The following is a 23498-nucleotide window of genomic DNA, read 5'->3' as shown; positions in this document are numbered from 1 at the left end:
CTCGTCTCCCACCCCTCCGTCGCCGAAGCAGCCGTCGTCGGCGCGAACGACGAAACCACCGGCCAGGCCATCGTCGCCTTCGTCATCCTGCGCGGTACCGCGACCGCCTCCGAGGAACTGGTCACGGAACTCCGCAACCACGTCGGCACCACCCTCGGCCCCATCGCCAAACCCAAACGCGTCCTGCCCGTCGCCGAACTCCCCAAGACCCGCTCCGGCAAAATCATGCGCCGCCTCCTGCGCGACGTAGCCGAAAACCGCGAACTCGGCGACGTCACCACCCTCACCGACTCCTCCGTCATGTCCCTCATCCAGACCCAACTGCCCACGGCTTCTTCCGAGGACTAGAACACGGGAGGCGGAGTCGCGCCTCAGCCTGGAGCATGACCGCTCGCACGCCGTCGGGGCACCCGGATTGCTTCCGGGTGCCCCTTCCGGTGCCCGGAAGGGGCAGGTGACAGGCGTGCGACGCCGCGGTACCGGCACACGCCGTCAAGCGCCGGCCACCGGATCAGGATAGGTTTCCGACAGCCCAGGTAGAGTGGTCTTTTCGTCAGCGGGATGCATCGACCGAGCAGGTCGGGGCGAGTCAGCCGGGTCCGATTCGCCTCTGCGCCAACAGGCCTGCAGGAGCACACCGCCACAACTTCACAGGACATCTCCACAGGGGCGCCGGGAAGTCTGGTCGGCATGTGTATCCGCCATGCCACCACTGCCGCAATCAGACCCGGAGGTCTCCCTCGTGGCCCCGCCCGTTCCCCCTTCCCGCCGCCGTACCCTTCTCGGCCGGCTCTCCCTCCCCGAGCGCACCTACGTCGCCGAAGCCCTGCGCACCGAGACGGTCGGAGGCGTACTCCTGCTGGTCGCGGCGGTTGCCGCGCTCGTCTGGGCGAACACCTTCGGCTCCGGTTACGCGTCGGTCAGCGACTTCCACTTCGGCCCGGAAGCGCTGGGGCTCAATCTCTCGGTGGCCCATTGGGCTGCCGACGGACTCCTCGCCGTCTTCTTCTTCGTCGCCGGCGTCGAGCTCAAGCGTGAGCTGGTCGCCGGCGAGCTCCGTGACCCCCGCGCGGCGGCCCTGCCGGTCGCCGCGGCGCTCTGCGGCATGGCCGTCCCCGCAGTCGTCTACACACTGACCGCCGTCCTCGGTGGAGGGTCTCTCGCCGGCTGGGCCGTCCCCACCGCCACCGACATCGCCTTCGCACTCGCCGTGCTCGCGGTCATCGGCACCTCGCTGCCGGCGGCGCTGCGCGCCTTCCTGTTGACGCTCGCCGTCGTCGACGACCTCTTCGCCATTCTCATCATCGCGGTCTTCTTCACCGAGAACATCGACTTCCTGGCGCTCGGCGGCGCCGTCGCCGGCCTGGCCGTGTTCTACGTGCTGCTGCGTACGCACGTACGGGGCTGGTACGTCTACGTGCCGCTGGCCCTTGTCGTCTGGGGGCTGATGTACAACAGCGGTGTCCACGCGACGATCGCCGGCGTCGCCATGGGCCTCATGCTGCGCTGCACCCGCCGCGAAGGCGAGACGCACTCCCCGGGCGAACACATCGAGCACCTCGTGCGCCCCCTGTCGGCCGGTGTCGCGGTTCCGCTCTTCGCCCTCTTCTCGGCCGGCGTCACCCTCAAGGGCGATGCCCTGGCCGGCGTCTTCACCCGGCCCGAAACGCTCGGAGTCGTCCTCGGTCTGATCATCGGCAAGACCGTCGGCGTCTTCGGCGGCACCTGGCTCGTCACCCGCTTCACCCGGGCCGAGCTGAACAAGGACCTGGCCTGGGCGGATGTCTTCGCCGTGGCCACGCTGGCGGGTATCGGATTCACCGTTTCGCTGCTCATCGGGGAGCTCGCCTTCGCCGGCGACGAGAGCATGATCAACGAGGTCAAGGCAGCGGTCCTCACCGGTTCCCTGATTGCCGCCGTACTCTCCGGTGTACTGCTCAAACTGCGGGTACGCAGATACAGGACGCTTTACGAGGCCGAGGAACGCGACGAGGACGAATCGGGGGTGCCCGACGTCTACGAGCAGGACGATCCCGAGTACCACCTGCGCATGGCCGCGATCCACGAGAAGAAGGCTGCCGAGCACCGCCGCCTTGCCGAACGGGCGGGGGCAGCGAGCAGCAAGCCGGACAGTCCGGCATGATCTGACATCGGATGTACGGAAGAGGAGAGGGAGTCAGGGATGAGCGACCCCGGCAACTACGCGGGCAGCACCGACCGTAGTCTCGGACAGCTGTTCGCTTCGGCCACCGCTGAGATGTCCGCGCTGGTGCACGACGAGATCGCCCTGGCCAAGGCCGAGGTACGTGAGGACGTCAAGCGCGGCGTGATCGGCAGCGTGGCGTTCATCGTCACGGGTGTGCTGATCCTGTTCGCGATCCCCGTGCTGAGCTTCGCCGCGGCCTACGGGATCCACAATCTGGGGCTCGGTCTCGCCTGGTCGTTCCTGATCGTCGGCGGCGCCTTCATCCTGCTGGGGATCCTGCTGGCCCTCTTCGGGCTCGCCAAGTTCAAGAAGGTCAAGCCGCCGGAGAAGTCGATCGCTTCGGCCAAGCAGACCGCGGCCGTCCTGCAGGGCGTCAAGCCGCACCCCCGCCCCGTCGTCACCGCACGCGTGATCGAACGGGCGCAGGGCAGCACACTCGCGGACAAGGCCATCGAGAACCGCCCGGTCCAGGACAAGGCTCTCCCTGTGACACGCTCGTCCACATGACCGACCCCGATTTCAGCGCATCCGGCGGCCCGGTGGGGCCGCTGGGGCCGGCTGCCGGTTCCGGCAGCCCCGTCCGCATCGACGGTCCCTGGACCCACCGTGACGTGGCGGCCAACGGCGCGCGCTTCCACATCGCCGAGCTCGGTGACGGACCGCTGGTGCTGCTTCTGCACGGATTCCCGCAGTTCTGGTGGACCTGGCGCCACCAGCTGACCGCCCTGGCCGACGCGGGGTACCGCGCGGTCGCGATGGACCTGCGCGGGGTCGGCGGCAGCGACCGTACGCCCCGGGGTTACGACCCGGCGAACCTGGCACTCGACGTCACCGGCGTGATCCGCTCGCTCGGCGAGCCGGACGCGGCGCTCGTGGGGCACGACATGGGCGGCTACCTCGCCTGGACGGCCGCGGTGATGCGCCCGAAGCTGGTGCGGCGGCTCGTGGTCTCCTCGATGCCGCACCCGCGCCGCTGGCGTTCCTCGATGCTGTCGGACCTCGCGCAGTCCCGGGCCGGCTCCCACATCTGGGGCTTCCAGCGTCCGTGGGTCCCGGAGCGTCAGCTCGTGGCGGAAGACGCGGCGTTGGTGGCGCGGCTGATCCGCGACTGGTCGGGTCCGCGCACCCCGGACTTCCCCGACGACAAGACGGTGGACGTCTACCGGCGCGCGATGTGCATCCCGTCGACGGCACACTGCTCGATCGAGCCGTACCGCTGGATGGTCCGTTCCCTGGCCCGCCCGGACGGCGTCCAGTTCAACCGGCGCATGAAGCGTCCGGTTCGCGTACCCACGCTGCACCTCCACGGCTCTCTCGACCCGGCGATCCGAACCCGTAGTTCCGCGGGGTCGGGAGAGTACGTCGAGGCTCCGTACCGATGGCGACTTTTCGACGGTCTGGGGCACTTCCCCCACGAGGAGGATCCGGCCGGGTTCTCGACCGAACTCATCAACTGGCTCAAGGACCCCGAGCCCGACCGGTAGCCGAGGGGCACACGCGTCCGACGAACAGCCAAGTGCCTGCCGCATAAGCCAATTGGCTGACTTGCGCGCGATTACCGACCTTGGGTCACGGGCAGACGTCGGGGTATGGGCTGGACGCGCGACTTCAATGACGCAGCACGCAACCACCGCTCGACCGCTCTTGCCGGTCCGAGCACTCATGAGGGGGACGGCTCAGTGAGCCGGGTGCACGATGTGAGCGATTTCCATGATCTGCGGCTGGGTATTCCGCGCATCCTCCACCGCCGGGCCCGCTGGGTGTCGGCACGCCTGCGCCATCCCCGCGGATGACATAGGCGCCGAAGGGCAGCACATCGCACGAGCGCCCCGGACCGTGGAAGTCATCGAGGCCCGGGGCTCGTACGCAGCGTTCCTACGGCAAGGACCTCAGAGTGCGCAGCCCTGGCTGTCGACCTGCTGGGCTGTCGATTTGCCGAGCTCGATGTCCTCGCGGATCTCGTCGGCCGTCAGCGCGTACCCCGTGTCCGGGTCGTCGAGCGACTTGGCGAACACCACCCCGTAGACCTTGCCGTCCGGAGTGAGCAGCGGGCCTCCGGAGTTGCCCTGGCGCACCGTCGCGTAGAGCGAGTACACATCACGCCGCACGGTGCCCCGGTGGTAGATGTCCGGGCCGTTGGCGTCGATACGGCCCCGGATACGGGCGGAGCGCACGTCGTAGGCGCCGTTCTCCGGGAATCCGGCGACGATGGCGCTGTCGCCGCTCCCCGCGTCGTGGTCGGTGTCGGTGAAGCGCAGCGGTTCGGCGTCCAGGTCCGGGACGTCCAGTACGGCGATGTCCCGCTGCCAGTCGTAGAGGACGACCTTGGCGTCGTACAGCCGGCCCTCGCCGCCGATCTGGACGGTCGGTTCGTCCACGCCGCCGACCACGTGGGCGTTGGTCATCACACGGCGGCCGGAGAAGACGAAACCGGTTCCCTCGAGGACCTTGCCGCAGCCCGGTGCCATACCCACGACCTTGACGATGGACTTCTTGGCGCGCGCTGCGACAGGGCTGCCGACGAGAGCGGGATCGGGGGGCTCCACCTCGGTGATGGGCTCGTTGGCGAAGGGGCTGAAGACCTGCGGGAAGCCGTTCTGCGCCAGGACGGAGGAGAAGTCCGTGAACCAGGTGGAGGCTTGATCGGGCATCACCCGCGAAACCCCCAGCAGGACCGAGGAGCTTCGTACCTCCTTGCCCAGCGTCGGCAGGGAGGTACCGGCCAGCGCGGAGCCGATCAGCCAGGCGACCAGAAGCATGGCCACCACGTTGACCAGGGAGCCGCCGGTGGCGTCCAGGGCTCGCGCAGGGGACCACGTGATGTACCGGCGGAGTCTGTTGCCGAGGTGTGTGGTGAACGCCTGGCCCACCGAAGCGCACACGATCACGATCACGACCGCGACGATGGCGGCGGTGGAGGAGACTTCCGACCCGTCGGTCACCTGGTCCCATATGACCGGCAGCAGGTAGACGGCCACGAGCCCGCCGCCCAGGAAGCCGACCACGGACAGGATGCCGACGACGAAACCCTGGCGGTAACCGATGACCGCGAACCACACGGCGCCGACGAGCAGCAGGATGTCCAGCACGTTCACCGTCTATAGCCTCGCAGATTCGTCACCTGGCCCGTCCGGTTCGACGGGGTCCGGGCCAGACCCGGAACAGCGCAGCACGGGAGTCAGCCTGTCATGCGCGCCAGTCGAGCGGCACCTGCCTGGTCCTGTCCCAGGGGCGTTCCCACCCGGCGTAGTGCACAATCCTGTCGATCACCCCGGCCGTGAATCCCCAGACCAGCGCGGATTCGACCAGGAACGCGGCGCCTCGGTGGCCGCTCGGATGGACCACTGTCGCGCGGTTGGCCGGATCCGTGAGATCCGCCACGGGGGCGGTGAAGACCCGCGCGGTCTCGGCCGGGTCCACGACCCCCACCGGGCTGGGCGTCCGCCACCACCCGAGGACGGGCGTGACGACGAAGCTGCTCACCGGGATGTAGAGCCGGGGGAGCACGCCGAAGAGCTGTACGCCGCTCGGATCGAGTCCCGTCTCCTCCTCGGCCTCACGCAACGCGGCCCTGAGCGGTCCCGTGGTCGTGTGGTCGCCGTCCTCCGGGTCGAGGGATCCTCCCGGGAACGACGGCTGGCCGGGGTGGGAACGCAGGGTCCCGGAACGCTCCATAAGGAGCAGCTCCGGGCCGCGCTCCCCCTCGCCGAAGAGAATCAGAACGGCTGACTGGCGCCCCGCACCGCTCTCCGGCGGCAGGAAGCGGCTGAGCTGCCCGGCCTGCACGGTCCGCGCCGCCCGGGCCACGGGCTCGAGCCAGGCGGGCAGGCCGTCCGTGGAGACGGTGAGCGCGTCGTCGCGGTGCGCGCCCGTGCCCGAGGTGGCCGCGTCGGCCGCGGTCCGTCTGCTCTGTGTGTGCGTCATGGGCACCCCCGTCGTTCCAACGCCGTTCGTCGGCCATTTCGTTCCGCACGGACCCGCCCCGCCGGGCCGTGGAGGGCGCTCCCCGTCCCCCGGCCCGGCAGGCTCCCCCGCGTCCGCGACTCCGTGTACCGGGAGAACGGGTCGCTCACGCGGCTCCCAGCGGCGGGGCTGGGATGCCCGGGTAGTCGGGCGGCGGGCTGAGGCGCTGGCCCGGGTAGCCGCCCATCTCGTACTTCAGGAGCTTCTTCGCCTTCTCGGGATCGGTCTCGCCCTCCCCGTAGGCGGGGCAGAGAGCGGCGATCGGGCAGGCGCCGCAGGCGGGCTTGCGGGAGTGGCAGATGCGGCGGCCGTGGAAGACCACTCGGTGCGACAGCATCGTCCACTCGCTCTTCGGGAAGATCGCCGCGATCTCCGCCTCGACCTTCTCCGGGTCCTCCTGCTCGGTCCACTTCCAGCGGCGGACCAGCCGGCCGAAGTGGGTGTCCACCGTGATGCCGGGCACGCCGAAGGCGTTGCCCAGGACGACGTTGGCCGTCTTGCGTCCGACGCCGGGCAGCTTCACGAGATCCGCGAGGCGGCCGGGGACCTCCCCCTCGAAGTCGTCCCTCAGCGCGGCCGACAGCCCCATCAGGGACCGCGCCTTGGCCCGGAAGAAGCCGGTCGGCCGGATGATCTCCTCCAGCTTCTCGGGGACGGCGGCAGCCATGTCCTCCGGCGTCGGATACGCGGCGAAGAGCGCGGGAGTCGTCTGGTTGACCCTCAGGTCGGTGGTCTGGGCGGAGAGGACCGTGGCCACCAGGAGCTCGAAGGGATTACGGAAGTCCAGCTCGGGGTGGGCGTACGGGTAGACCTCGGCGAGCTCGCGGTTGATCCGGCGGGCACGACGGACCATCGCGAGATGCGACTCCGGCTTGGCGGGCTTGCCCGACGGCTTCACCGGTCCGTCCGACGACTTCGCGGGCCGCCTGTCCGACGACCTCGCGGGCTTGTCCACGGACCGCGCGGACTTCGCCGACGCCGCTCCTCCCGTCGAGCGATTTGCGGCTCTTTTCTCACCTCGTCCACCCTGTTCGCCCACAGCGGAATTCTTGTCTCCCGACACCCCATCAGCCCCCTTGGCCTGCGCTCTCACCGGCGTTCCGGACACCCGGCCAGCCTAGAGCCAGGGGCTGACATCCGCCCCGGTCACCGCGTATCCACGCCCAATCGGCCCCCTGCCGTAGGGTCCGGCACGCCCGTGCGTCAAACTGGTTTGTGATCGATCGCACTGTTTTACCGTCCGGCATCATGGAAACCACGCTTCCCTGAACAGGCCGACAAGGAGAGAACTCGTGGACGACGTTCTGCGGCGCGCCCCGCTTTTCGCGGCGCTCGATGACGAGCAGGCCGCGGAGCTCCGCGCCTCGATGAGTGAGGTGACCCTCGCGCGCGGCGACGCGCTGTTTCACGAGGGCGACCCGGGCGACCGCCTGTACGTGGTCACCGAGGGCAAGGTGAAGCTCCACCGCACCTCGCCCGACGGCCGGGAGAACATGCTGGCCGTCCTCGGCCCCGGTGAGCTGATCGGTGAGCTGTCGCTCTTCGACCCGGGCCCGCGCACCGCGACCGCCTCGGCACTCACCGAGGTCAAGCTCCTCGGCCTCGGCCACGGAGACCTCCAGCCCTGGCTGAACGCCCGCCCCGAGGTGGCCACCGCTCTGCTGCGCGCAGTCGCCCGCCGTCTGCGCAAGACGAACGACCAGATGTCCGACCTGGTCTTCTCCGACGTCCCGGGCCGTGTCGCCCGTGCGCTCCTCGACCTGTCGCGCCGCTTCGGCGTGCAGTCGGAGGAGGGCATCCACGTCGTGCACGACCTGACGCAGGAAGAGCTGGCCCAGCTGGTCGGCGCCTCCCGCGAGACGGTCAACAAGGCACTCGCGGACTTCGCGGGCCGCGGCTGGCTCCGGCTCGAGGCACGCGCCGTGATCCTGCTGGACGTGGAGCGGCTGGCGAAGCGCTCCCGCTGACGCCTCCGCCCGTACACGGCAGCCGTCCTGGCGACCGCGTACGGCCGCCAGGGCGGCACCGCCACCGAAAAGGCCCCACCTCCCGGTGGGGCCTTTCGCGTACCCGCCCCGGCCGGGTTCCGGTCAGATCAGCCCGCGCTCCGTCAGGTACTCCATCTGGGCCCGCACCGACAGCTCCGCCGCCGGCCAGAGGGAACGGTCCACATCCGCGTACACCGCCGCCACGACCTCGGCGGGCGTACGGTGCCCCGCCTCCACGGCCGTCTCGACCTGGGCGAGGCGGTTGGCCCGGTGGGCGAGGTAGAACTCCACGGCACCCTGAGCGTCCTCCAGTACCGGCCCGTGCCCCGGGAGCACCGTGTGCACCCCGTCGTCGACCGCCAGCGAGCGCAGCCGCCGCAGGGTGTCCAGGTAGTCGCCGAGCCGGCCGTCCGGGTGGGCGACGACCGTGGTTCCGCGCCCGAGGATCGTGTCGCCCGTCAGCACCGCCCGGTCGGCGGGCAGGTGGAAGGAGAGGGAGTCCGCGGTGTGCCCCGGGGTGGGGACGACGCGGAGTTCGAGCCCTCCCGTGGTGATCACGTCGCCGGCCGTGAGCCCCTCGTCGCCCAGGCGCAGCGCCACGTCCAGGGCGCGGACCTTCGTACGCGTGAGCTCGGCGAACCGGGCGGCGCCCTCCGCGTGGTCGGGGTGGCCGTGCGTGAGCAGGGTGAGGCCCACGCGCTTCCCCGCCCTCTCCGCGGCGGCGACGACGGCGCGGAGGTGTACGTCGTCGAGCGGACCCGGGTCGATCACGACCGCGAGGCCGGAGTCCGGCTCAGCCACGATCCAGGTGTTGGTCCCGTCCAGCGTCATCGCCGAGGCGTTGGGCGCCAGGACGTTGACCGTACGGGCCGTGGCGGGCCCGGAGAGGACCCCGCCGCGGGGCTGCCCCGGCAGTGCGCCCGCGTCGCTCATGAGGGGTTCCCGTCCGTGCCGTCGCCGGCGGAAGGGGAAGCGGATCCGCCCGACGTCGGGACGTGTTTGGTGAACTCGTCGTGACCCGGCCAGCTCAGCACCAGCTCATCACCCTCCATACGGGCCTCTGCCAGCACCGGAGCCAGGTTCTGGGAATCCGCTGCCTTCAGCGCCTCCGCGGCCGTCCCGTACGGCCTCAGCGCCCGCAGGGTGGCCACGGTGGGCGGCATCATCAGCAGTTCGCCCTTGTCGTAGCCGTCGGTGGCGTCGCCGGGACGGATCCACACCGTGCGGTCGGCCTCGGTGGAAGCGTTCCGGGTGCGCTGGCCCTCCGGGAGCGCGGCCACGAAGAACCAGGTGTCGTAGCGACGCGGTTCGAAGGCCGGGGTGATCCAGCGCGCCCAGGCGGCCAGCAGATCGGAGCGCAGCACCAGGCCCCTGCGGTCCAGGAAGCCGGCGAAGGACAGCTCCCGGTCGACGAGTGCCTGGCGGTCGGCCTCCCAGTCCGCGCCCGTGGTGTCGCTGACGACGGTGCCGGCGGTCGGCCCGGCCAGCAGGACACCGGCCTCCTCGTACGTCTCCCGGACGGCGGCGCAGACCACCGCCTGGGCCTCTGCCGCCGTGCCGACGCCCAGCCGGCCGGCCCAGGTCTCCAGGGACGGTCCGGCCCAGCCGACGAGGTGGTCGTCGTCGCGCGGGTCGACCCCGCCACCCGGATAGGCGTACGCGCCCCCGGCAAAGGCCATGCTGGTGCGCCGGCGCAGCATGTGGACGGACGGACCGGCACCGTCCGGGCCCGATGTGTCGTCCCGGAGCAGCATGACCGTGGCAGCACGCCTGGGGGACACGGCTGTCAGCTCGCCGCTGGCGAGGGCCCGGATCCGGGCGGGCCATTCCGGTGGGTACCACTGACCGTTCGACATGGCGGGAGGCTATCCGGAACCGCGCCGATGTTCGAGGGGCCCACAGATCGATGCATGCCTCATGCACGCATGATGGAGACAGGCCGCGGACACACGCGATCCCGCCCGGTCACGGACCGGACGGGATCGGGGTGGTGCCGGATCGGGCGGGTCAGGCGTCGACGAGCTCGACCTGGACCTCGACCTCGACCGGCGCGTCCAGCGGCAGCACCGCGACGCCCACGGCGCTGCGGGCGTGCACGCCCTTGTCGCCCAGGACGGCGCCCAGGAGCTCGCTCGCCCCGTTGATCACGCCCGGCTGCCCGGTGAAGTCCGCGGCCGAGGCGACGAAGCCCACGACCTTCACGACCCGCGCGATCCGGTCCAGGTCACCGGCGACCGACTTCACGGCCGCCAGGGCGTTCAGCGCGCAGGTCTTCGCGAGCTCCTTGGCCTCGTCCGCCGTCACCTCGGCGCCGACCTTGCCGGTCACGGCGAGCTTGCCGTCCACCATCGGGAGCTGGCCCGAGGTGTAGACGTACACCCCGGACCGCACGGCCGGCTGGTAGGAGGCCAGCGGCGGTACGACGTCGGGGAGCGTCAGGCCCAGTTCGGCGAGCTTCGCCTCGACGGCGCCCGCCACTACGGCTTCTCCCGCTTCAGGTAGGCCACGAGCTGCTCGGGGTTGTTCGGGCCGGGAACGACCTGGACCAGCTCCCAGCCGTCCTCGCCCCAGGTGTCCAGAATCTGCTTGGTCGCGTGCACGAGAAGGGGCACGGTCGCGTATTCCCACTTGGTCATGAGCCGACTGTAATGCCTGGCACATGCCGCCTCGTGCGTAGCCTGCCTGCCGACTGGTTAGGCTCGAAGACGTGAGCAGGTTCCAGGTCGTCAGCGGCAAGGGCGGGACCGGTAAGACCACGGTCGCCGCCGCACTCGCGCTCGCCCTCGCGACCGAGGGCAGGCGCACTCTCCTCGTCGAGGTCGAGGGCAGGCAGGGCATCGCCCAGCTCTTCGAGTCCGATGCCCTCCCCTACGAAGAACGCAGGATCGCCGTCGCACCGGGGGGAGGCGAGGTCCACGCCCTGGCGATCGACGCCGAGCGCGCGCTGCTCGACTACCTCCAGATGTTCTACAAGCTGGGCAGCGCCGGCCGGGCGCTGAAGAAGCTCGGCGCGATCGACTTCGCCACCACCATCGCGCCGGGGGTCCGGGACGTCCTGCTGACCGGCAAGGCCTGCGAGGCCGTACGCCGCAAGGACAAGCAGGGCCGGTTCGTCTACGACTACGTGATCATGGACGCTCCGCCCACCGGCCGGATTACCCGTTTCCTCAACGTGAACGACGAGGTGGCGGGGCTGGCGCGGATCGGCCCGATACACAACCAGGCGCAGGCCGTGATGCGGGTGCTCAAGTCCCCCGAGACCGCCGTCCACCTGGTGACGCTCCTGGAGGAGATGCCGGTCCAGGAGACCGCGGACGGGATCGCGGAGCTGCGGGCCGCCGAACTGCCCGTGGGCCGGGTCGTGGTGAACATGGTGCGGCCCCATCTGCTGGACGAGGAGGCGCTGCGTACGGCGTCGGGGGGCCGCCGCAAGGAGATCGCGAAGACGCTCACCCGGGCCGGCGTGACGGGTTCCGCCGGGCTGGTCAAGCCGCTGGTCGAGCAGGCCGCCGAGCATGCCCAGCGGGTCGGCCTGGAGCGCGAGCAGCGCGCGGTGCTGGCCGGGCTCGGGCTGCCCATGGCCGAGCTCCCGCTGATGGGCGAGGGAGTGAGCCCGTCCGCGCTGTACGAGCTGGCGGAGGAGTTCCGCAAACAGGGTGTCGGCGACGAGACGGCGGACGCGGCGGGGCAGAAGCCCCCGGGCGGGAATCGACGCGGCTCCGGACGAGGGGTGGGCTCATGACACTGGACACGGACATCGCACCGGGGCTGGAGACCGACGCGCTCCTGGACGATCCGGAGATCCGCATCATCGTGTGCTGCGGCTCCGGCGGCGTGGGCAAGACCACGACCGCGGCGGCGCTCGGCGTGCGGGCGGCCGAGCGCGGCCGCAAGGTCGTCGTCCTCACCATCGACCCGGCCCGACGGCTCGCCCAGTCCATGGGCATCGACCGGCTGGACAACATCCCGCGCCGGGTCGAGGACATCGAGGGCGAGGGCGAACTGCACGCCATGATGCTCGACATGAAGCGCACCTTCGACGAGACCGTCGAGGCGCACACGGATGCCGAGCGGGCCCGCGCGATCCTGGAGAACCCGTTCTACCAGTCGCTGTCGGCCGGGTTCGCGGGCACGCAGGAGTACATGGCGATGGAGAAGCTCGGGCAGCTGAGGGCGCGCGACGAGTGGGACCTGATCGTCGTCGACACCCCGCCGTCCCGCTCCGCGCTGGACTTCCTGGACGCACCGAAACGTCTCGGCTCCTTCCTGGACGGGAAGTTCATCCGGCTGCTGATCGCTCCGGCGAAGATCGGCGGGCGGGCCGGGATGAAGTTCCTCAATGTCGGCATGTCGATGATGACCGGGACGCTCGGCAAGCTGCTCGGCGGCCAGTTCCTGCGCGACGTACAGACGTTCGTCGCGGCGATGGACTCCATGTTCGGCGGATTCCGTACGCGGGCCGACGCGACGTACAAACTGCTCCAGGCGCCCGGTACGGCGTTCCTCGTGGTGGCGACGCCGGAGCGGGACGCGCTCCGCGAGGCCGCCTACTTCGTGGAACGGCTGGCCGCGGAGGAGATGCCACTGGCAGGCCTGGTCCTCAACCGGGTGCACGGCAGCGAGGCCTCACGGCTCTCCGCGGAGCGGGCACTGGCCGCCGCAGAAAATCTTGAAGACGCCGGCATTGTGGATCAGGCGGCCGGGAAGGCTGGCTTTGGTGACCCGGCGGACCCGTTGGCCGCCACCTCCCCCGAAGTCACGGAGTCGTCGCTTTCCCCCGAGCCCGACGACGAGCCCTCCCCGCACGAGCCGCCCCAGCAGGAGCCGCCCCAGCACGACCGGACGTCGATCACCCCTGAGCCGCACAGCCGTGGCCGAAAGTCACCTGACCCGTCCGGACCCCCCATGGACACGGAAGCAGACGGGCACGACAGAGCCGTCCCGGACGTCGCGTCGGTCGAGCAGCTGACCGCAGGTCTGCTGCGGCTGCATGCCGAGCGGATGCAGGTGGTGGCGCGCGAACAGCACACGCGTGAGCGCTTCACCACGCTCCACCCCGAGGTCCCGGTGACCGAGGTGGCCGCGCTGCCAGGTGACGTGCACGACCTCTCAGGCCTCAGGGCCATCGGGGAACGGCTCGCGACCGGGTCCGCGCCGGCCGGAGCTGCGTAGGACCACCACCGGGCTTCCCGCACGGTCGACCCCTCGGCACTACCCCACGGCGGCGAACGTCTCGTGCAGTTCGTCGTCGTGCAGATCGTCGTCATGCAGGCCGTCGTCCAAGCCCACCGCTGCGGGCAGCATGCCCGTGGACCGCTCGTACTCACCGCGCGCGGTCTCCAGCAGGCGGCGCCACGAGGTCACGGTGGGCCGCCGCCTCAGCAGTGCTCGACGCTCCCGCTCCGTCATTCCGCCCCACACGCCGAACTCGACGCGATTGTCCAGCGCATCGGCCAGGCACTCGGTCCGCACCGGACATCCGGTGCACACCGCCTTGGCCCTGTTCTGCGCTGCCCCTTGTACGAACAATTCATCCGGATCGGTAGTGCGGCAGGCTGCCTGCGCACTCCAGTCGGTTACCCAGCCCATGCCGGCGCCGTCCTCTCCCGAATCGAGGCTCCCCCACGGCGGTAGCGGCATATTCACCGCTGCCAGTTGAGGACGTTACGGAAGGTGGCGACAGCACAACACCCCCTTCGGGCCCAATCTTGAATGGCCCGAACGGACTATGCGTACGCGGCAGATCACCCAGGGGAGTGATGCAAGGACATGCGCGACTATCCCGACAGAATCGGGACAGGAACCCCAAGTCGCAACGGACAATCAGTGACATACAAGGCGAATTCGGGAACGCCTCTGCGAGTGGCTGAAATCCGGTGAGGGGCGTGCAGAGGGGTTGATACAAAACCGGACTGCTGTGACAGTTGAGAGCAGCTTAGGCCAAGGCCTATACGTATGTCCGGCGAATGAGAACGTAGGCTGCCCCCATGCCAAAGAAGCGCTCAGGCGGGGGTCTGACGACGACCCAGCAGGCCGCCAAGTTCCTCGGTGTCGCCGCGCTCTCCGGAGCTGTGCTGGCGGGCATCGCGCTGCCGGCCGCCGGCGCACTCGGGCTCGCCGCCAAGGGGACGGTCGAGGGATTCGACGAGATCCCCTCCAACCTCAAGACCCCGCCGCTGAGCCAGCGGATCACGATCCTGGACAACGAGGGCGGGCTCATCGCGACGGACTACTCGCGCGACCGCACCGTCGTCCCGCTCAAGGACATCTCCCCGTACATGCAGGACGCGATCATCGCGATCGAGGACTCGCGCTTCTACGAGCACGGGGCAGTCGACCTCAAGGGCATCCTGCGCGCGATGAACCGCAACGTGCAGGAGGGCGGCGCCGCACAGGGCGCCTCGACGCTCACCCAGCAGTACGTGAAGAACGTCTTCGTCGAGGAGGCGGGCGACGACCCGGAGAAGGTCGCCGAGGCCACGCAGCAGACCCTGGGCCGCAAGGTCCGGGAGCTGAAGTACGCGATCCAGGTCGAGGAAGAGCTCGGCAAGAAGAAGATCCTGGAGAACTACCTCAACATCACGTTCTTCGGACAGCAGGCCTACGGGGTCGAGGCGGCCTCCCGGCGCTACTTCTCCAAGCCCGCCAAGGACCTGAAGCTGGAGGAGGCGGCGATGCTGGCCGGCCTCGTCCAGTCACCGACCCGCTACGACCCGGTCAACGACACGGAGGAGGCGACCAAGCGTCGCAACACCGTGCTGCAGCGCATGGCCGCCGTCGGCGACATCTCTCAGGACGAGGCCGCGAAAGCCATCGCCGCCCCGATCGAGCTGAAGGTCAGCAAGCCGAACAGTGGATGCATCACAGCCGTCAGTGGCGCCGGCTTCTTCTGCGACTACGTGCGCAAGACCGTCCTGAACGACCCGGCCTTCGGCAAGACCCACGAGGAGCGCACCAAGCTCTGGAACCTCGGCGGGCTGACCATCAAGACCACTCTCTCGCCGCGCGCGCAGCAGGCCGCCAACGAGGCCGCGACCTCGAAGGTCAACAAGGGCGACAAGGTCGCCGCGTCGGTGGTGCAGGTCCAGCCCGGCACCGGCAAGATCCTCTCGATGGGCCAGTCCAGGCCGTACGGCCTGGACCAGAAGAAGCACCAGACGGTGCTCAACCTCGCCGTCAGCAACAAGATGGGCGGCAGCACCTACGGCTTCCAGGTCGGTTCCACCTTCAAGCCGATCACGGCCGCCGCGGCCCTGGAGAAGGGCATCAACCCGGCGCAGAGCTACAGCTCCGACTGGAAGATCTCGATGCCGATGGACTCCTACCGGAACTGCGCGGGATCGCCGGTCGGCAGCGGGAACTGGGACCTCCAGAACGAGATGGAGTCCGAGAAGGGCGCCTTCGACATGACGAGCGCGCTCGGCAAGTCGATCAACACCTACTTCGCCAAGCTGGAGCAGCAGGCCGGGCTGTGCGAGACGGTCACCATGGCGAAGAAGCTCGGCTACGAGCGGGGCGACGGCAAGCCCGTCTCGGACAGCCACCCGTCGATCACGCTGGGCGGCACGGAGAGCACCCCGCTCGGAATGGCCTCCACGTACGCGGCGTTCGCCAACCGCGGCACGTTCTGCACGCCGGTCGCCATCGAGGCCATCACGGACGCGAACGGCAAGAAGCTCGACGTGCCCAAGTCCTCGTGCTCGTCGGCGATGAGCGAGAAGACGGCCGACACCATCAACCAGATGCTCAAGGGTGTCGTCGAGGACGGCACCGGCACCCAGGCCGGCCTGACGGACCGCGACAACGCGGGCAAGACCGGTACCACCAACGACCGTGTGGACGCCTGGTTCGTCGGTTACACGCCGAACCTCTCCACGGCGGTGTGGGTGGGTGCGGACGTCGGCAAGAAGGTGCCGATGTACAACATCACCATCGGTGGCCAGTACTACGACAAGGTCTGCGGCGGCTGCCTTCCCGGCCCCATCTGGAAGACCGCGATGACCGGCGCCCTGAACGCCTCCGAGACCCCGTCCTTCAATCCGGTCTCGGTGCCGCGTGCCAAGGAGAAGGAACAGGAGAAGGACAAGGGCGACGGCCGCGGCAACGGCGGCGGCGGTAACGGCAACGGCGGCAACAACGGCAAGCCCGGCACGACCGACCCCCTCGGCGGGATCACCCTGCCGCCCGGCATCATCGGCGGCAACGACGGCGGCGGACGCGGCGGCAACGGCCCCTGACTCCCCGGCCGTGCGACGACCCTCCAGCTGTCCGGGTCACGCGGCGACATCATGAAGGAGGACGCCTCCCCTGCCGGGGAGGCGTCCTCCTTCGTTCGTCACGCTGTACGCGATCAGCCGGCGAGCAGCTTCTTCACCGTGGTGGCGACCCGGCCGCCCTCGGCCAGCCCCGCCACCTTGGGATTGACGATCTTCATGACGGCGCCCATGGCCCGCGGCCCCTCGGCACCGGCCGCCTTCGCCTCCGCGACGGCCTGCGCGACGATCGTGTTCAGCTCGTCGTCGGAGAGCTGCTTGGGGAGGTACGCGTCGAGCAGTTCGCCCTCGGCCTTCTCCCGCTCGGCCTGCTCAGCCCGGCCGCCCTGCGCGAAGGCCTCGGCCGCTTCGCGGCGCTTCTTCGCCTCCTTGGCGATCACCTTCTGCACCTCGTCGTCGGAGAGCTCGCGCGACGTCTTGCCGCTGACCTCTTCCTTGGTGATCGCGGTGAGAGTGAGCCGGAGGGTGGACGAGGTGAGCTCGTCACGCGCCTTCATGGCCGTGGTGAGGTCTTCCTTGAGCTTGGACTTGAGCGTGGTCATGCGGCGATTGTGACAGGTACGGGGCACCTCCCGCCCGCCTGTTTTCGTCGCACCGCACCGTTTCTGCGACGATGGGTCCATGCGCGCACGCTACGGAGTACCCCTGAAAGTCACGGCAGTCGGCGCAGCGGTCGGTGCCGCCGGCCTCGCGTACGCGGCCGGGTTCGAGGCCCGCTCGTTCCGCCTCCGCCGGATCACGATTCCCGTACTCCCGCACGGGGCACGCCCGTTGCGCGTGCTCCAGGTCTCCGACATCCACATGGTGAGCGGACAGCGCAAGAAGCGCGCCTGGCTGCAGTCGCTGGCGGGTCTGCGTCCGGACTTCGTGGTGAACACCGGTGACAACCTCTCCGACCCCGAGGCCGTGCCGGAGCTCCTCGACGCGCTCGGCCCGCTGATGGAGTTCCCCGGGGTCTACGTCTTCGGGTCCAACGACTACTACGGCCCGAAGCTCCGCAACCCGGTGCGCTACCTCCTGGAGAAGACGCAGGGCAAGTACGGGCTCAACGGGAACGCACCGGCCGTCAACGTCGTCCACAACCCGTGGGAGCCCATGCGGGACGCCTTCGACGTGGCCGGCTGGCAGAACCTCTCGAACACCCGGGGCCGGATCAAGGCCGACGGTCTGGAGATCGCCTTCACCGGGCTTGACGACCCCCACATCAAGCGGGACCGCTACGCCGAGGTCGCCGGCGGCCCCGAGACGGGCGCGGACCTCTCGATCGGCGTCGTCCACGCCCCTTACCTGCGCTCCCTGGACGCCTTCACGGCGGACGGCTACCCCCTGATCCTGGCGGGCCACACCCACGGCGGACAGCTCTGCATCCCCTTCTACGGCGCTCTCGTCACCAACTGCGACCTGGACACGGACCGGGTGAAGGGCCTCTCCGGCCACACGGTCGGCGAACGGCGCTCCTATCTGCACGTCTCGGCGGGCTGCGGCACGAACCGCTACACGCCGGTCCGCTTCGCCTGCCCGCCCGAGGCGACCCTGCTGACGCTGACACCCCGCGACTGAGGCACCGGCCCCGGCACGGAAACCGGATTTCGCCTCCGGGCGCGGGTGGGCTAAAGTAATCGTTGTCGCCGCGACAAACGGTGGACATCGGGGTGTAGCGCAGCTTGGCAGCGCGCTTCGTTCGGGACGAAGAGGTCGTGGGTTCAAATCCCGCCACCCCGACAGCTGAAACACCAGGTCAGGGGCCTGATTCGCGAAAGCGGATCAGGCCCCTCCTGCGTTTCCGGGATCGTCCGGGGGACGCATGACCGACCTCCCGCGGGCCCTCGCCGGATGGTTCTCCGAGCACGTGGCGCGGCTTCGGGCAGCGGGCGCCCGCTGCGATCTCGACAGGTCGCCGGCCGATGGACGCGAGAAGGGCGCCGCCCGGGTCGTCCTGGAGTCCGCTGCCCGCTCGGCCCCGCCCACGGTCCGGGACAGCGGCGAGGCCGAGCTGAACGGTCACGCCGCCCCGGGGCCCTCGGGATGCCTGGACATGGAGGGCCGGGCGGATCTCGGCGCCGCGCCTGCCGCTCTTACCGAGTGGGCCGGAGGGCTGCCGGCGTGGTGGGCCGCGCAGGGCCGACGGCGGAGGGGATCTCGTGGCCGTCGGGGTTCGGCGGCCAGGCAGAGCTTGCCGACGCCGGGCTCGTCCTCCACCCCGGCGCCCCCGCGTGACGACTGTGGGCCCGGCCCCTCTCCTGCGAGAGGGGCCGGGCCCACTGCTGTGCTGGTGACGCGGGGGCGGCGGCGAGGCATCCTCGTCGTGTCACCCCGTGGTGGATCAGGCAGCCGCCGCGGTGCCCTCGGCGACCTGACGGAGCACCTCGGTCAGCGAGGTGACGACCTCGGCGTCGTCCGCCGGGTGGAGCTCGGCGAAGCGGGTCACGGAACCGGGGATGGAGAGCTTGGCGTCCGCCAGAACCGTTCCGCCCGCGAGACCGGCCGCCTTGCGGGCCTCGTCCTGGGCCCACACGCCGCCGAACTGGCCGAACGCGGTGCCGACCACGGCGACCGGCTTGCCGCTCAGGGCGCCGGCGCCGTAGGGGCGGGACAGCCAGTCGATGGCGTTCTTCAGGACCGCCGGCATGGTGCCGTTGTACTCGGGCGAGAACAGCAGGAACGCGTCAGCACGACCTGCCGCCTCGCGCAGACGCGCCGCGGCAGCCGGGACGCCACCCTCGACGTCGATGTCCTCGTTGTAGAAGGGGACGTCGACGAGGCCCTCGTACAGCTCGACGTCGACACCCTCGGGTGCGTGCTTGACGGCCGCCTCGGCGAGCTGACGGTTGTGCGAGCCGGCGCGGAGGCTGCCGACGAGGGCGAGGATGCGTACGGACATGGGGGAAGCTCCCGGGAGACGGAGACTGCAGAAGTAAGCGGACCGAGGTCCGTTTAAAGTTGTACCACTTAAACGGACCACGGTCCACTTACGCGGCTACGGCGCTACCCTGAAGCCATGACCGCTCCCCTCCCCCCGCTGCCCCGGCCGCCCGACCCCGGCGAGTCGCGTACGAGTCTCACGCTCGCCGCCGTCGGAGAACCCGAGCAGCTCAGGGCGGACGCGGCGCGCAATCGAGTGCTCCTGCTCGACGCCGCTTCCCGCCTCCTGGCCCGCTGCGGAGCAGCGGAGCTCACCATGGAGTCGGTCGCCGCCGCCGCCGGGGTCGGCAAAGGGACGGTCTTCCGCCGATTCAAGGACCGCACGGGTCTGCTCATCGCGCTCCTCGACCACCGAGAGGCCCAGCTGCAGGCCGCCTTCCTCTCGGGACCGGCGCCCATGGGCCCGGACGCCTCCGCCGCCGAGCGGCTGCACGCCTTCGGCCCCGCACTGATGCGCCACGAACGCGACCACCACGAGCTGATCCTGGCCTCCCGCACCGATCCGCTGCGCACCTACACCGTCCCCGCGCAGCGGCTGAGACTCAGCCATGTCTCCCTGCTTCTGCGCCAGGCACACGCGGCGGGCGAACCGGAGCTGCTCGCACACACCCTGCTCGGGTCGATCGACGCCCCGCTCGTCCATCACCTGACGTGCGAACGGGGGATCTCCATCGACCGGTTGGAACAGGGCTGGCACGACCTCCTCACCCGGCACGGAGTGGCGCGCTGAGTCAGGCGCGCACCTGGATCAAGGCGTGCGTGCCGCTGGTGCGCCACGCCCGGCCGGAACCCTCCAGCCGCTCCAGGGTGACGGGATCCAGTCCCACGACGACGTCGGACTTCAGGGTGCGCAGCGCGGCGACCGGCCCCGGGAAGTGTGCGGTGACGTCAGCGAACGGCGTGGTCGCCGGCCACATTCGGTCCCCCACCAGACGGCGGTAGTTGAGGTCGCCCTTCAGGATCGTCACCGACACCGTGGCCAGCTCCGCCCGGAGGTCCTCGGGCATCCGCTCGTACGGAAACGGGGCGCAGTAGAACGCGTGGGTACGCACCTCGATCCGGCCCGCGCCCATGGCTGCCCAGACCCGGCCGCCGATCGCGCCCGCCTCGCCGGGAGCCCGGCACATCCGGCGCAGGCAGTCGACGACATCGGCCGTCATCGCGTCGGACACGTAGTACGGACGGGGCTTGACGTGCAGCACCACCCGGTCGGCGAGAGCGTGTTCGAGCAGGTGGTCGGCAAGGACGAGGTCGGGGATCAGCTCGCGTGCGGTGTTGTCCGCGATCACGGCGACGGTGGCCCGGGACCCGGGCGGGAGGAGAGCCCGGAGTGCCGCGCTGTCGTCGGCGACCAGACCCGGGTCCGCTTCACCGGGGACGGATTCGCCCGAGGGGCCGCGAAAGCCGAGATCCGCGCGGTTGCCCCAGAGCGAGGCCTGGAGAAGGGCTGTGGCCCGTTCGTCCGCGGGAACACCCGCGAGGCCGTCCAGGGAGCGCAGTTCCTCATCGACCATGTCGCCGCGCAGCTCTGCGCGCTTGAAGGGCGCGAAGGGGTCGACGCCCTGCCACGGCCCCTCGTCGAAGTAGCCGACGGCTCCCAGGAGCCTGCGGTAGAAGTAGCTCTCGGCCCAGAGGAACGGGGCGTCGAACCACGGGCGACCGACGTGGTCCTTCCCCCACTCCGTCCAGAGCGCGTGGTCCGGGCTGCCGGGGGCGAGAGGTTCGACGACGCCGTGGACGGTCTCGTGCAGAAGGGCGTCCAGGGCCCGGTGCTGCCCGGGCCCGTACGGGAACGCGTCCCGCACCTGCTCGATCAGCGCCGGATGGCGTTCGGCCACGACGCCCCGGGCGAAGCTGCCGGGCTCCCGGCACGTGATCACCGGTGGGAGGCCGGAGTCCTGCACGGCCCCGTGAGTCGCTCGTGTATCGCCCATGCGCCCAGTCTGCCCGGTGGGGAAGGTCCGGGCCGTCGGCCACGGCGGGCGCGGTCCCCCGGCCACGTATGCGCGTGGTCCTCCGGCCACGGTTCGCGTTGCGCGCGCCCCCCGGCCGCACGGGGGCGTGCCCGACGCCCGCGCGGGTATCCCCCGGGCAACGGCCCTGAGCGAACCGGCACATGGGCGACCGGGGGCCTGGTTACGATATACAGCGGCTCAGATGACTTACCCCAGGAAAGGGAACCCGCACCCATGCCGGCCGAGACGTTCGAGTTTCAGGTAGAAGCGCGCCAGCTCCTGCAGATGATGATCCATTCGATTTACTCGAACAAGGATGTATTCCTGCGTGAGCTCATTTCCAATTCTTCGGACGCGCTGGACAAGCTGCGACTGGAAACTCTCCGTGACGAAAACATCCAGGCGGATACGTCCGACCTGCACATCGCCATCGAGGCCGATCAGGAGGAGCGCACCCTGACGGTGCGCGACAACGGAATCGGAATGTCGCACGACGAAGTCGTGCAGCTGATCGGGACGATCGCCAATTCCGGTACGGCGAAGTTCCTCCAGGAACTCAAGGAGGCCAAGGACGCCGCCGCTTCCGAGGAACTGATCGGACAGTTCGGTGTCGGGTTCTATTCGAGTTTCATGGTGGCCGACGAGGTCACCCTGCTGACCCGGCGCGCGGGCGAGGACACGGGAACCCGCTGGCAGTCCAGCGGCGAGGGCACCTACACCGTCGAGTCCGTGGACGACGCCCCTCAGGGCACCTCGGTCACCCTGCGGCTCAAGCCCGAGGACACCGAGGACAAGCTCTTCGACTACGCGTCACCCTGGAAGATCAGGGAGATCGTCAAGCGCTACTCGGACTTCATCACCTGGCCCATCCGCATGGCAGCGATGGCGGGTGAGGAGGGCGCGGAACCCGAGGCCGAGACGGTCAACTCGATGAAGGCCCTGTGGGCCAGGTCCAGGGATTCCGTGACCGATGAGGAGTACAGCGAGCTGTACAAGCACATCAGCCACGACTGGACCGACCCGCTGGAAACCATCCGCATGCAGGCGGAGGGGACCTTCGAATACCAGGCTCTGCTCTTCCTGCCGTCCCACGCACCGCAGGACCTGTTCATGCAGGACCACAAGCGTGGAGTCCAGCTCTACGTGAAGCGCGTGTTCATCATGGACGACTGCGAAGCGCTCATGCCGACGTATCTCCGCTTCGTCAAGGGCGTGGTCGACGCCCAGGACCTTTCGCTGAACGTGTCGCGCGAGATCCTCCAGCAGGACCGCCAGATCGAGATGATGCGGCGCCGCCTGGTCAAGAAGGTGCTCTCGACGGTCAAGGACATCCGGTCCAGGACCCCCGAGAAGTACGAGACGTTGTGGAAGGAATTCGGCCGGGTCCTCAAGGAGGGACTGTTCCAGGACTTCGAGAACCGTGACGCGATCCTGGAGATCTCCTCGTTCGCCTCGACCCAGGACGAGGAAGGGCTGACCACCCTGCGCTCGTACGTGGAGCGGATGAAGGAGGGACAGGAGCAGATCTACTACATGACGGGCGAGTCGCGCGCGGCCATGGAGAGCTCGCCCCACATGGAGGCCTTCCGCGCCAAGGGGTTCGAGGTCCTCCTGCTGACCGACCCCGTCGACGAGGTCTGGGTGCAGTCGGTTCCCGAGTTCGACGGCAAGCCTCTCCAGTCCATCTCCAAGGGCGAGGTCGACCTGGACACCGACGAGGAGAAGAAGGAGGTCGAGGCCGAGCGCGAGAAGCAGCAGCAGGACTACGCCGGTCTGCTGACCTGGATGACGGAGCAGCTCGGTGACACCGTGAAGGAGGTGCGCCTCTCCTCACGCCTCACCGTCTCGCCCGCCTGCATCGTCTCGGACACGCACGATGTGACTCCGGCCCTGGAGAACATGTACCGCGCCATGGGCCAGGAGGTGCCGCAAATCAAGCGCATCCTCGAGCTCAACCCCTCTCACGCGCTGATCAGCGGCCTGAAGAAGGCGCATGCCGAGCAGAGCGGCGAGGAGGGCACCACCGCCGAACTGGCCGAGACGGCCGAGCTCGTCCACGGCCTGGCGCTCCTCTCGGACGGCGGCGAGCTGAGTGACCCCTCACGCTTCAGCAGGCTGATGGCCGACCGTCTGGAACGCACGCTGTAGACCCACCCGCTCCTCCGCACTGCGGCCGCCAGGATCCCTGGCG

At 69.7% G+C, this 23498-nt stretch carries 22 protein-coding genes, 1 tRNA gene and 1 pseudogene; 13 read left to right on the top strand and 11 right to left on the bottom strand.

Annotated features, from left to right (window positions below):
• The 5 genes and pseudogenes from ACFUNE_RS29835 to ACFUNE_RS29815 all read left to right on the top strand — a co-directional run.
• Nucleotides 1–348 (top strand): annotated as a pseudogene (locus ACFUNE_RS29835) (acetyl-coenzyme A synthetase); the annotation flags it as partial.
• A 394-nt stretch (nt 349–742) separates the two neighbouring features.
• Nucleotides 743–2143, top strand: a complete 1401-nt coding sequence (gene nhaA / locus ACFUNE_RS29830) for a Na+/H+ antiporter NhaA (RefSeq protein ID WP_383574418.1) — start codon at nt 743–745, stop codon at nt 2141–2143.
• 39 nt (nt 2144–2182) lie between these two features.
• Complete coding sequence (locus tag ACFUNE_RS29825; RefSeq protein ID WP_383574416.1) at nt 2183–2713, top strand: phage holin family protein; 531 nt, start codon at nt 2183–2185, stop codon at nt 2711–2713.
• The gene (locus ACFUNE_RS29820; protein ID WP_383574414.1) at nt 2710–3690 is read left to right on the top strand and encodes an alpha/beta fold hydrolase; all 981 of its coding nucleotides are present in this window, start codon (nt 2710–2712) and stop codon (nt 3688–3690) included. The genes ACFUNE_RS29825 and ACFUNE_RS29820 overlap by 4 nt, the downstream gene beginning before the upstream one ends.
• A 105-nt stretch (nt 3691–3795) precedes the next feature.
• Nucleotides 3796–3999 (top strand): hypothetical protein, encoded by a 204-nt coding sequence (locus ACFUNE_RS29815; RefSeq protein WP_383574412.1) that lies wholly within the window; start codon nt 3796–3798, stop codon nt 3997–3999.
• A gap of 96 nt (nt 4000–4095) precedes the next feature.
• Here ACFUNE_RS29815 and ACFUNE_RS29810 read toward each other — a convergent pair whose 3' ends face one another.
• The 3 genes from ACFUNE_RS29810 to nth all read right to left on the bottom strand — a co-directional run bounded on the left by ACFUNE_RS29810 (nt 4096) and on the right by nth (nt 7208).
• Nucleotides 4096–5301, bottom strand: coding sequence for a MarP family serine protease (locus ACFUNE_RS29810; protein ID WP_383574410.1), 1206 nt, complete (start codon nt 5299–5301; stop codon nt 4096–4098).
• 91 nt (nt 5302–5392) lie between these two features.
• Nucleotides 5393–6130, bottom strand: a complete 738-nt coding sequence (locus ACFUNE_RS29805; protein WP_383574408.1) for an NUDIX hydrolase — start codon at nt 6128–6130, stop codon at nt 5393–5395.
• A gap of 145 nt (nt 6131–6275) precedes the next feature.
• Nucleotides 6276–7208: an endonuclease III gene (gene nth / locus ACFUNE_RS29800; protein WP_383574406.1), complete on the bottom strand. Its 933-nt coding sequence runs from the start codon at nt 7206–7208 to the stop codon at nt 6276–6278.
• 253 nt (nt 7209–7461) lie between these two features.
• Between nth and ACFUNE_RS29795 the strand changes: the two genes are divergently transcribed.
• Complete coding sequence (locus tag ACFUNE_RS29795) at nt 7462–8136, top strand: Crp/Fnr family transcriptional regulator (RefSeq protein WP_031090867.1); 675 nt, start codon at nt 7462–7464, stop codon at nt 8134–8136.
• A gap of 123 nt (nt 8137–8259) precedes the next feature.
• Here the strand turns inward: ACFUNE_RS29795 and ACFUNE_RS29790 are convergent, their stop codons facing one another.
• From ACFUNE_RS29790 to ACFUNE_RS29775, 4 genes are all read right to left on the bottom strand, one after another.
• Nucleotides 8260–9090 carry an MBL fold metallo-hydrolase gene (locus tag ACFUNE_RS29790; protein ID WP_383574403.1) on the bottom strand — a complete coding sequence of 277 codons (831 nt, stop codon included), beginning with the start codon at nt 9088–9090 and terminating at the stop codon, nt 8260–8262.
• A complete protein-coding gene (locus ACFUNE_RS29785; RefSeq protein ID WP_383574401.1) occupies nt 9087–10013 on the bottom strand; it encodes an NUDIX hydrolase in 927 nt (308 codons plus the stop codon). The genes ACFUNE_RS29790 and ACFUNE_RS29785 overlap by 4 nt, the downstream gene beginning before the upstream one ends.
• 151 nt (nt 10014–10164) lie before the next feature.
• Nucleotides 10165–10635: a RidA family protein gene (locus tag ACFUNE_RS29780; protein WP_376368704.1), complete on the bottom strand. Its 471-nt coding sequence runs from the start codon at nt 10633–10635 to the stop codon at nt 10165–10167.
• Entirely contained in the window at nt 10635–10793 is a 159-nt protein-coding gene (locus ACFUNE_RS29775) for a DUF4177 domain-containing protein (RefSeq protein ID WP_019992579.1), read from the bottom strand. The genes ACFUNE_RS29780 and ACFUNE_RS29775 overlap by 1 nt, the downstream gene beginning before the upstream one ends.
• A gap of 71 nt (nt 10794–10864) precedes the next feature.
• On the opposite strand from ACFUNE_RS29775, the gene ACFUNE_RS29770 reads away from it, so the two are divergent.
• Entirely contained in the window at nt 10865–11899 is a 1035-nt protein-coding gene (locus ACFUNE_RS29770) for an ArsA family ATPase (protein ID WP_383574399.1), read from the top strand.
• Complete coding sequence (locus tag ACFUNE_RS29765; RefSeq protein WP_383574397.1) at nt 11896–13329, top strand: ArsA-related P-loop ATPase; 1434 nt, start codon at nt 11896–11898, stop codon at nt 13327–13329. The genes ACFUNE_RS29770 and ACFUNE_RS29765 overlap by 4 nt, the downstream gene beginning before the upstream one ends.
• Nucleotides 13330–13368: 39 nt before the next feature.
• Here ACFUNE_RS29765 and ACFUNE_RS29760 read toward each other — a convergent pair whose 3' ends face one another.
• Nucleotides 13369–13746, bottom strand: a complete 378-nt coding sequence (locus ACFUNE_RS29760; RefSeq protein ID WP_383574395.1) for a WhiB family transcriptional regulator — start codon at nt 13744–13746, stop codon at nt 13369–13371.
• A 398-nt stretch (nt 13747–14144) separates the two neighbouring features.
• Between ACFUNE_RS29760 and ACFUNE_RS29755 the strand changes: the two genes are divergently transcribed.
• On the top strand, nt 14145–16394 hold the full coding sequence (locus ACFUNE_RS29755; RefSeq protein ID WP_383574393.1) for a transglycosylase domain-containing protein: 2250 nt from the start codon (nt 14145–14147) through the stop codon (nt 16392–16394).
• Nucleotides 16395–16507: 113 nt separating this feature from the next.
• On the opposite strand, the gene ACFUNE_RS29750 is transcribed toward ACFUNE_RS29755, so the two are convergent.
• On the bottom strand, nt 16508–16972 hold the full coding sequence (locus ACFUNE_RS29750; protein WP_383574391.1) for a GatB/YqeY domain-containing protein: 465 nt from the start codon (nt 16970–16972) through the stop codon (nt 16508–16510).
• Nucleotides 16973–17051: 79 nt separating this feature from the next.
• On the opposite strand from ACFUNE_RS29750, the gene ACFUNE_RS29745 reads away from it, so the two are divergent.
• Together ACFUNE_RS29745 and ACFUNE_RS29740 are read left to right on the top strand one after the other, a co-directional pair.
• Nucleotides 17052–17990, top strand: coding sequence for a metallophosphoesterase (locus ACFUNE_RS29745; RefSeq protein WP_383574389.1), 939 nt, complete (start codon nt 17052–17054; stop codon nt 17988–17990).
• A gap of 88 nt (nt 17991–18078) precedes the next feature.
• Nucleotides 18079–18152: transfer RNA gene (locus tag ACFUNE_RS29740), tRNA-Pro, on the top strand.
• A gap of 601 nt (nt 18153–18753) precedes the next feature.
• Here ACFUNE_RS29740 and ACFUNE_RS29735 read toward each other — a convergent pair.
• Nucleotides 18754–19311 carry an NAD(P)H-dependent oxidoreductase gene (locus ACFUNE_RS29735; RefSeq protein WP_383574387.1) on the bottom strand — a complete coding sequence of 186 codons (558 nt, stop codon included), beginning with the start codon at nt 19309–19311 and terminating at the stop codon, nt 18754–18756.
• 117 nt (nt 19312–19428) lie between these two features.
• Here ACFUNE_RS29735 and ACFUNE_RS29730 point away from each other — a divergent pair, with 117 nt between their 5' ends.
• Nucleotides 19429–20082: a TetR/AcrR family transcriptional regulator gene (locus tag ACFUNE_RS29730; RefSeq protein WP_383574385.1), complete on the top strand. Its 654-nt coding sequence runs from the start codon at nt 19429–19431 to the stop codon at nt 20080–20082.
• A gap of 1 nt (nt 20083) precedes the next feature.
• Here ACFUNE_RS29730 and ACFUNE_RS29725 read toward each other — a convergent pair whose 3' ends face one another.
• Nucleotides 20084–21286: a damage-control phosphatase ARMT1 family protein gene (locus tag ACFUNE_RS29725; protein ID WP_383574383.1), complete on the bottom strand. Its 1203-nt coding sequence runs from the start codon at nt 21284–21286 to the stop codon at nt 20084–20086.
• A 255-nt stretch (nt 21287–21541) separates the two neighbouring features.
• Between ACFUNE_RS29725 and htpG the strand changes: the two genes are divergently transcribed.
• Entirely contained in the window at nt 21542–23455 is a 1914-nt protein-coding gene (gene htpG / locus ACFUNE_RS29720; protein ID WP_383574381.1) for a molecular chaperone HtpG, read from the top strand.
• Nucleotides 23456–23498: the final 43 nt, after the last annotated feature.

This window comes from Streptomyces sp. NPDC057287 (assembly GCF_042667905.1).
Taxonomy (GTDB): Bacteria; Actinomycetota; Actinomycetes; order Streptomycetales; family Streptomycetaceae; genus Streptomyces.
The sequence above is the reverse complement of the archived record's forward strand: the minus strand, read 5'-3'. Positions and strand labels throughout refer to the sequence as shown.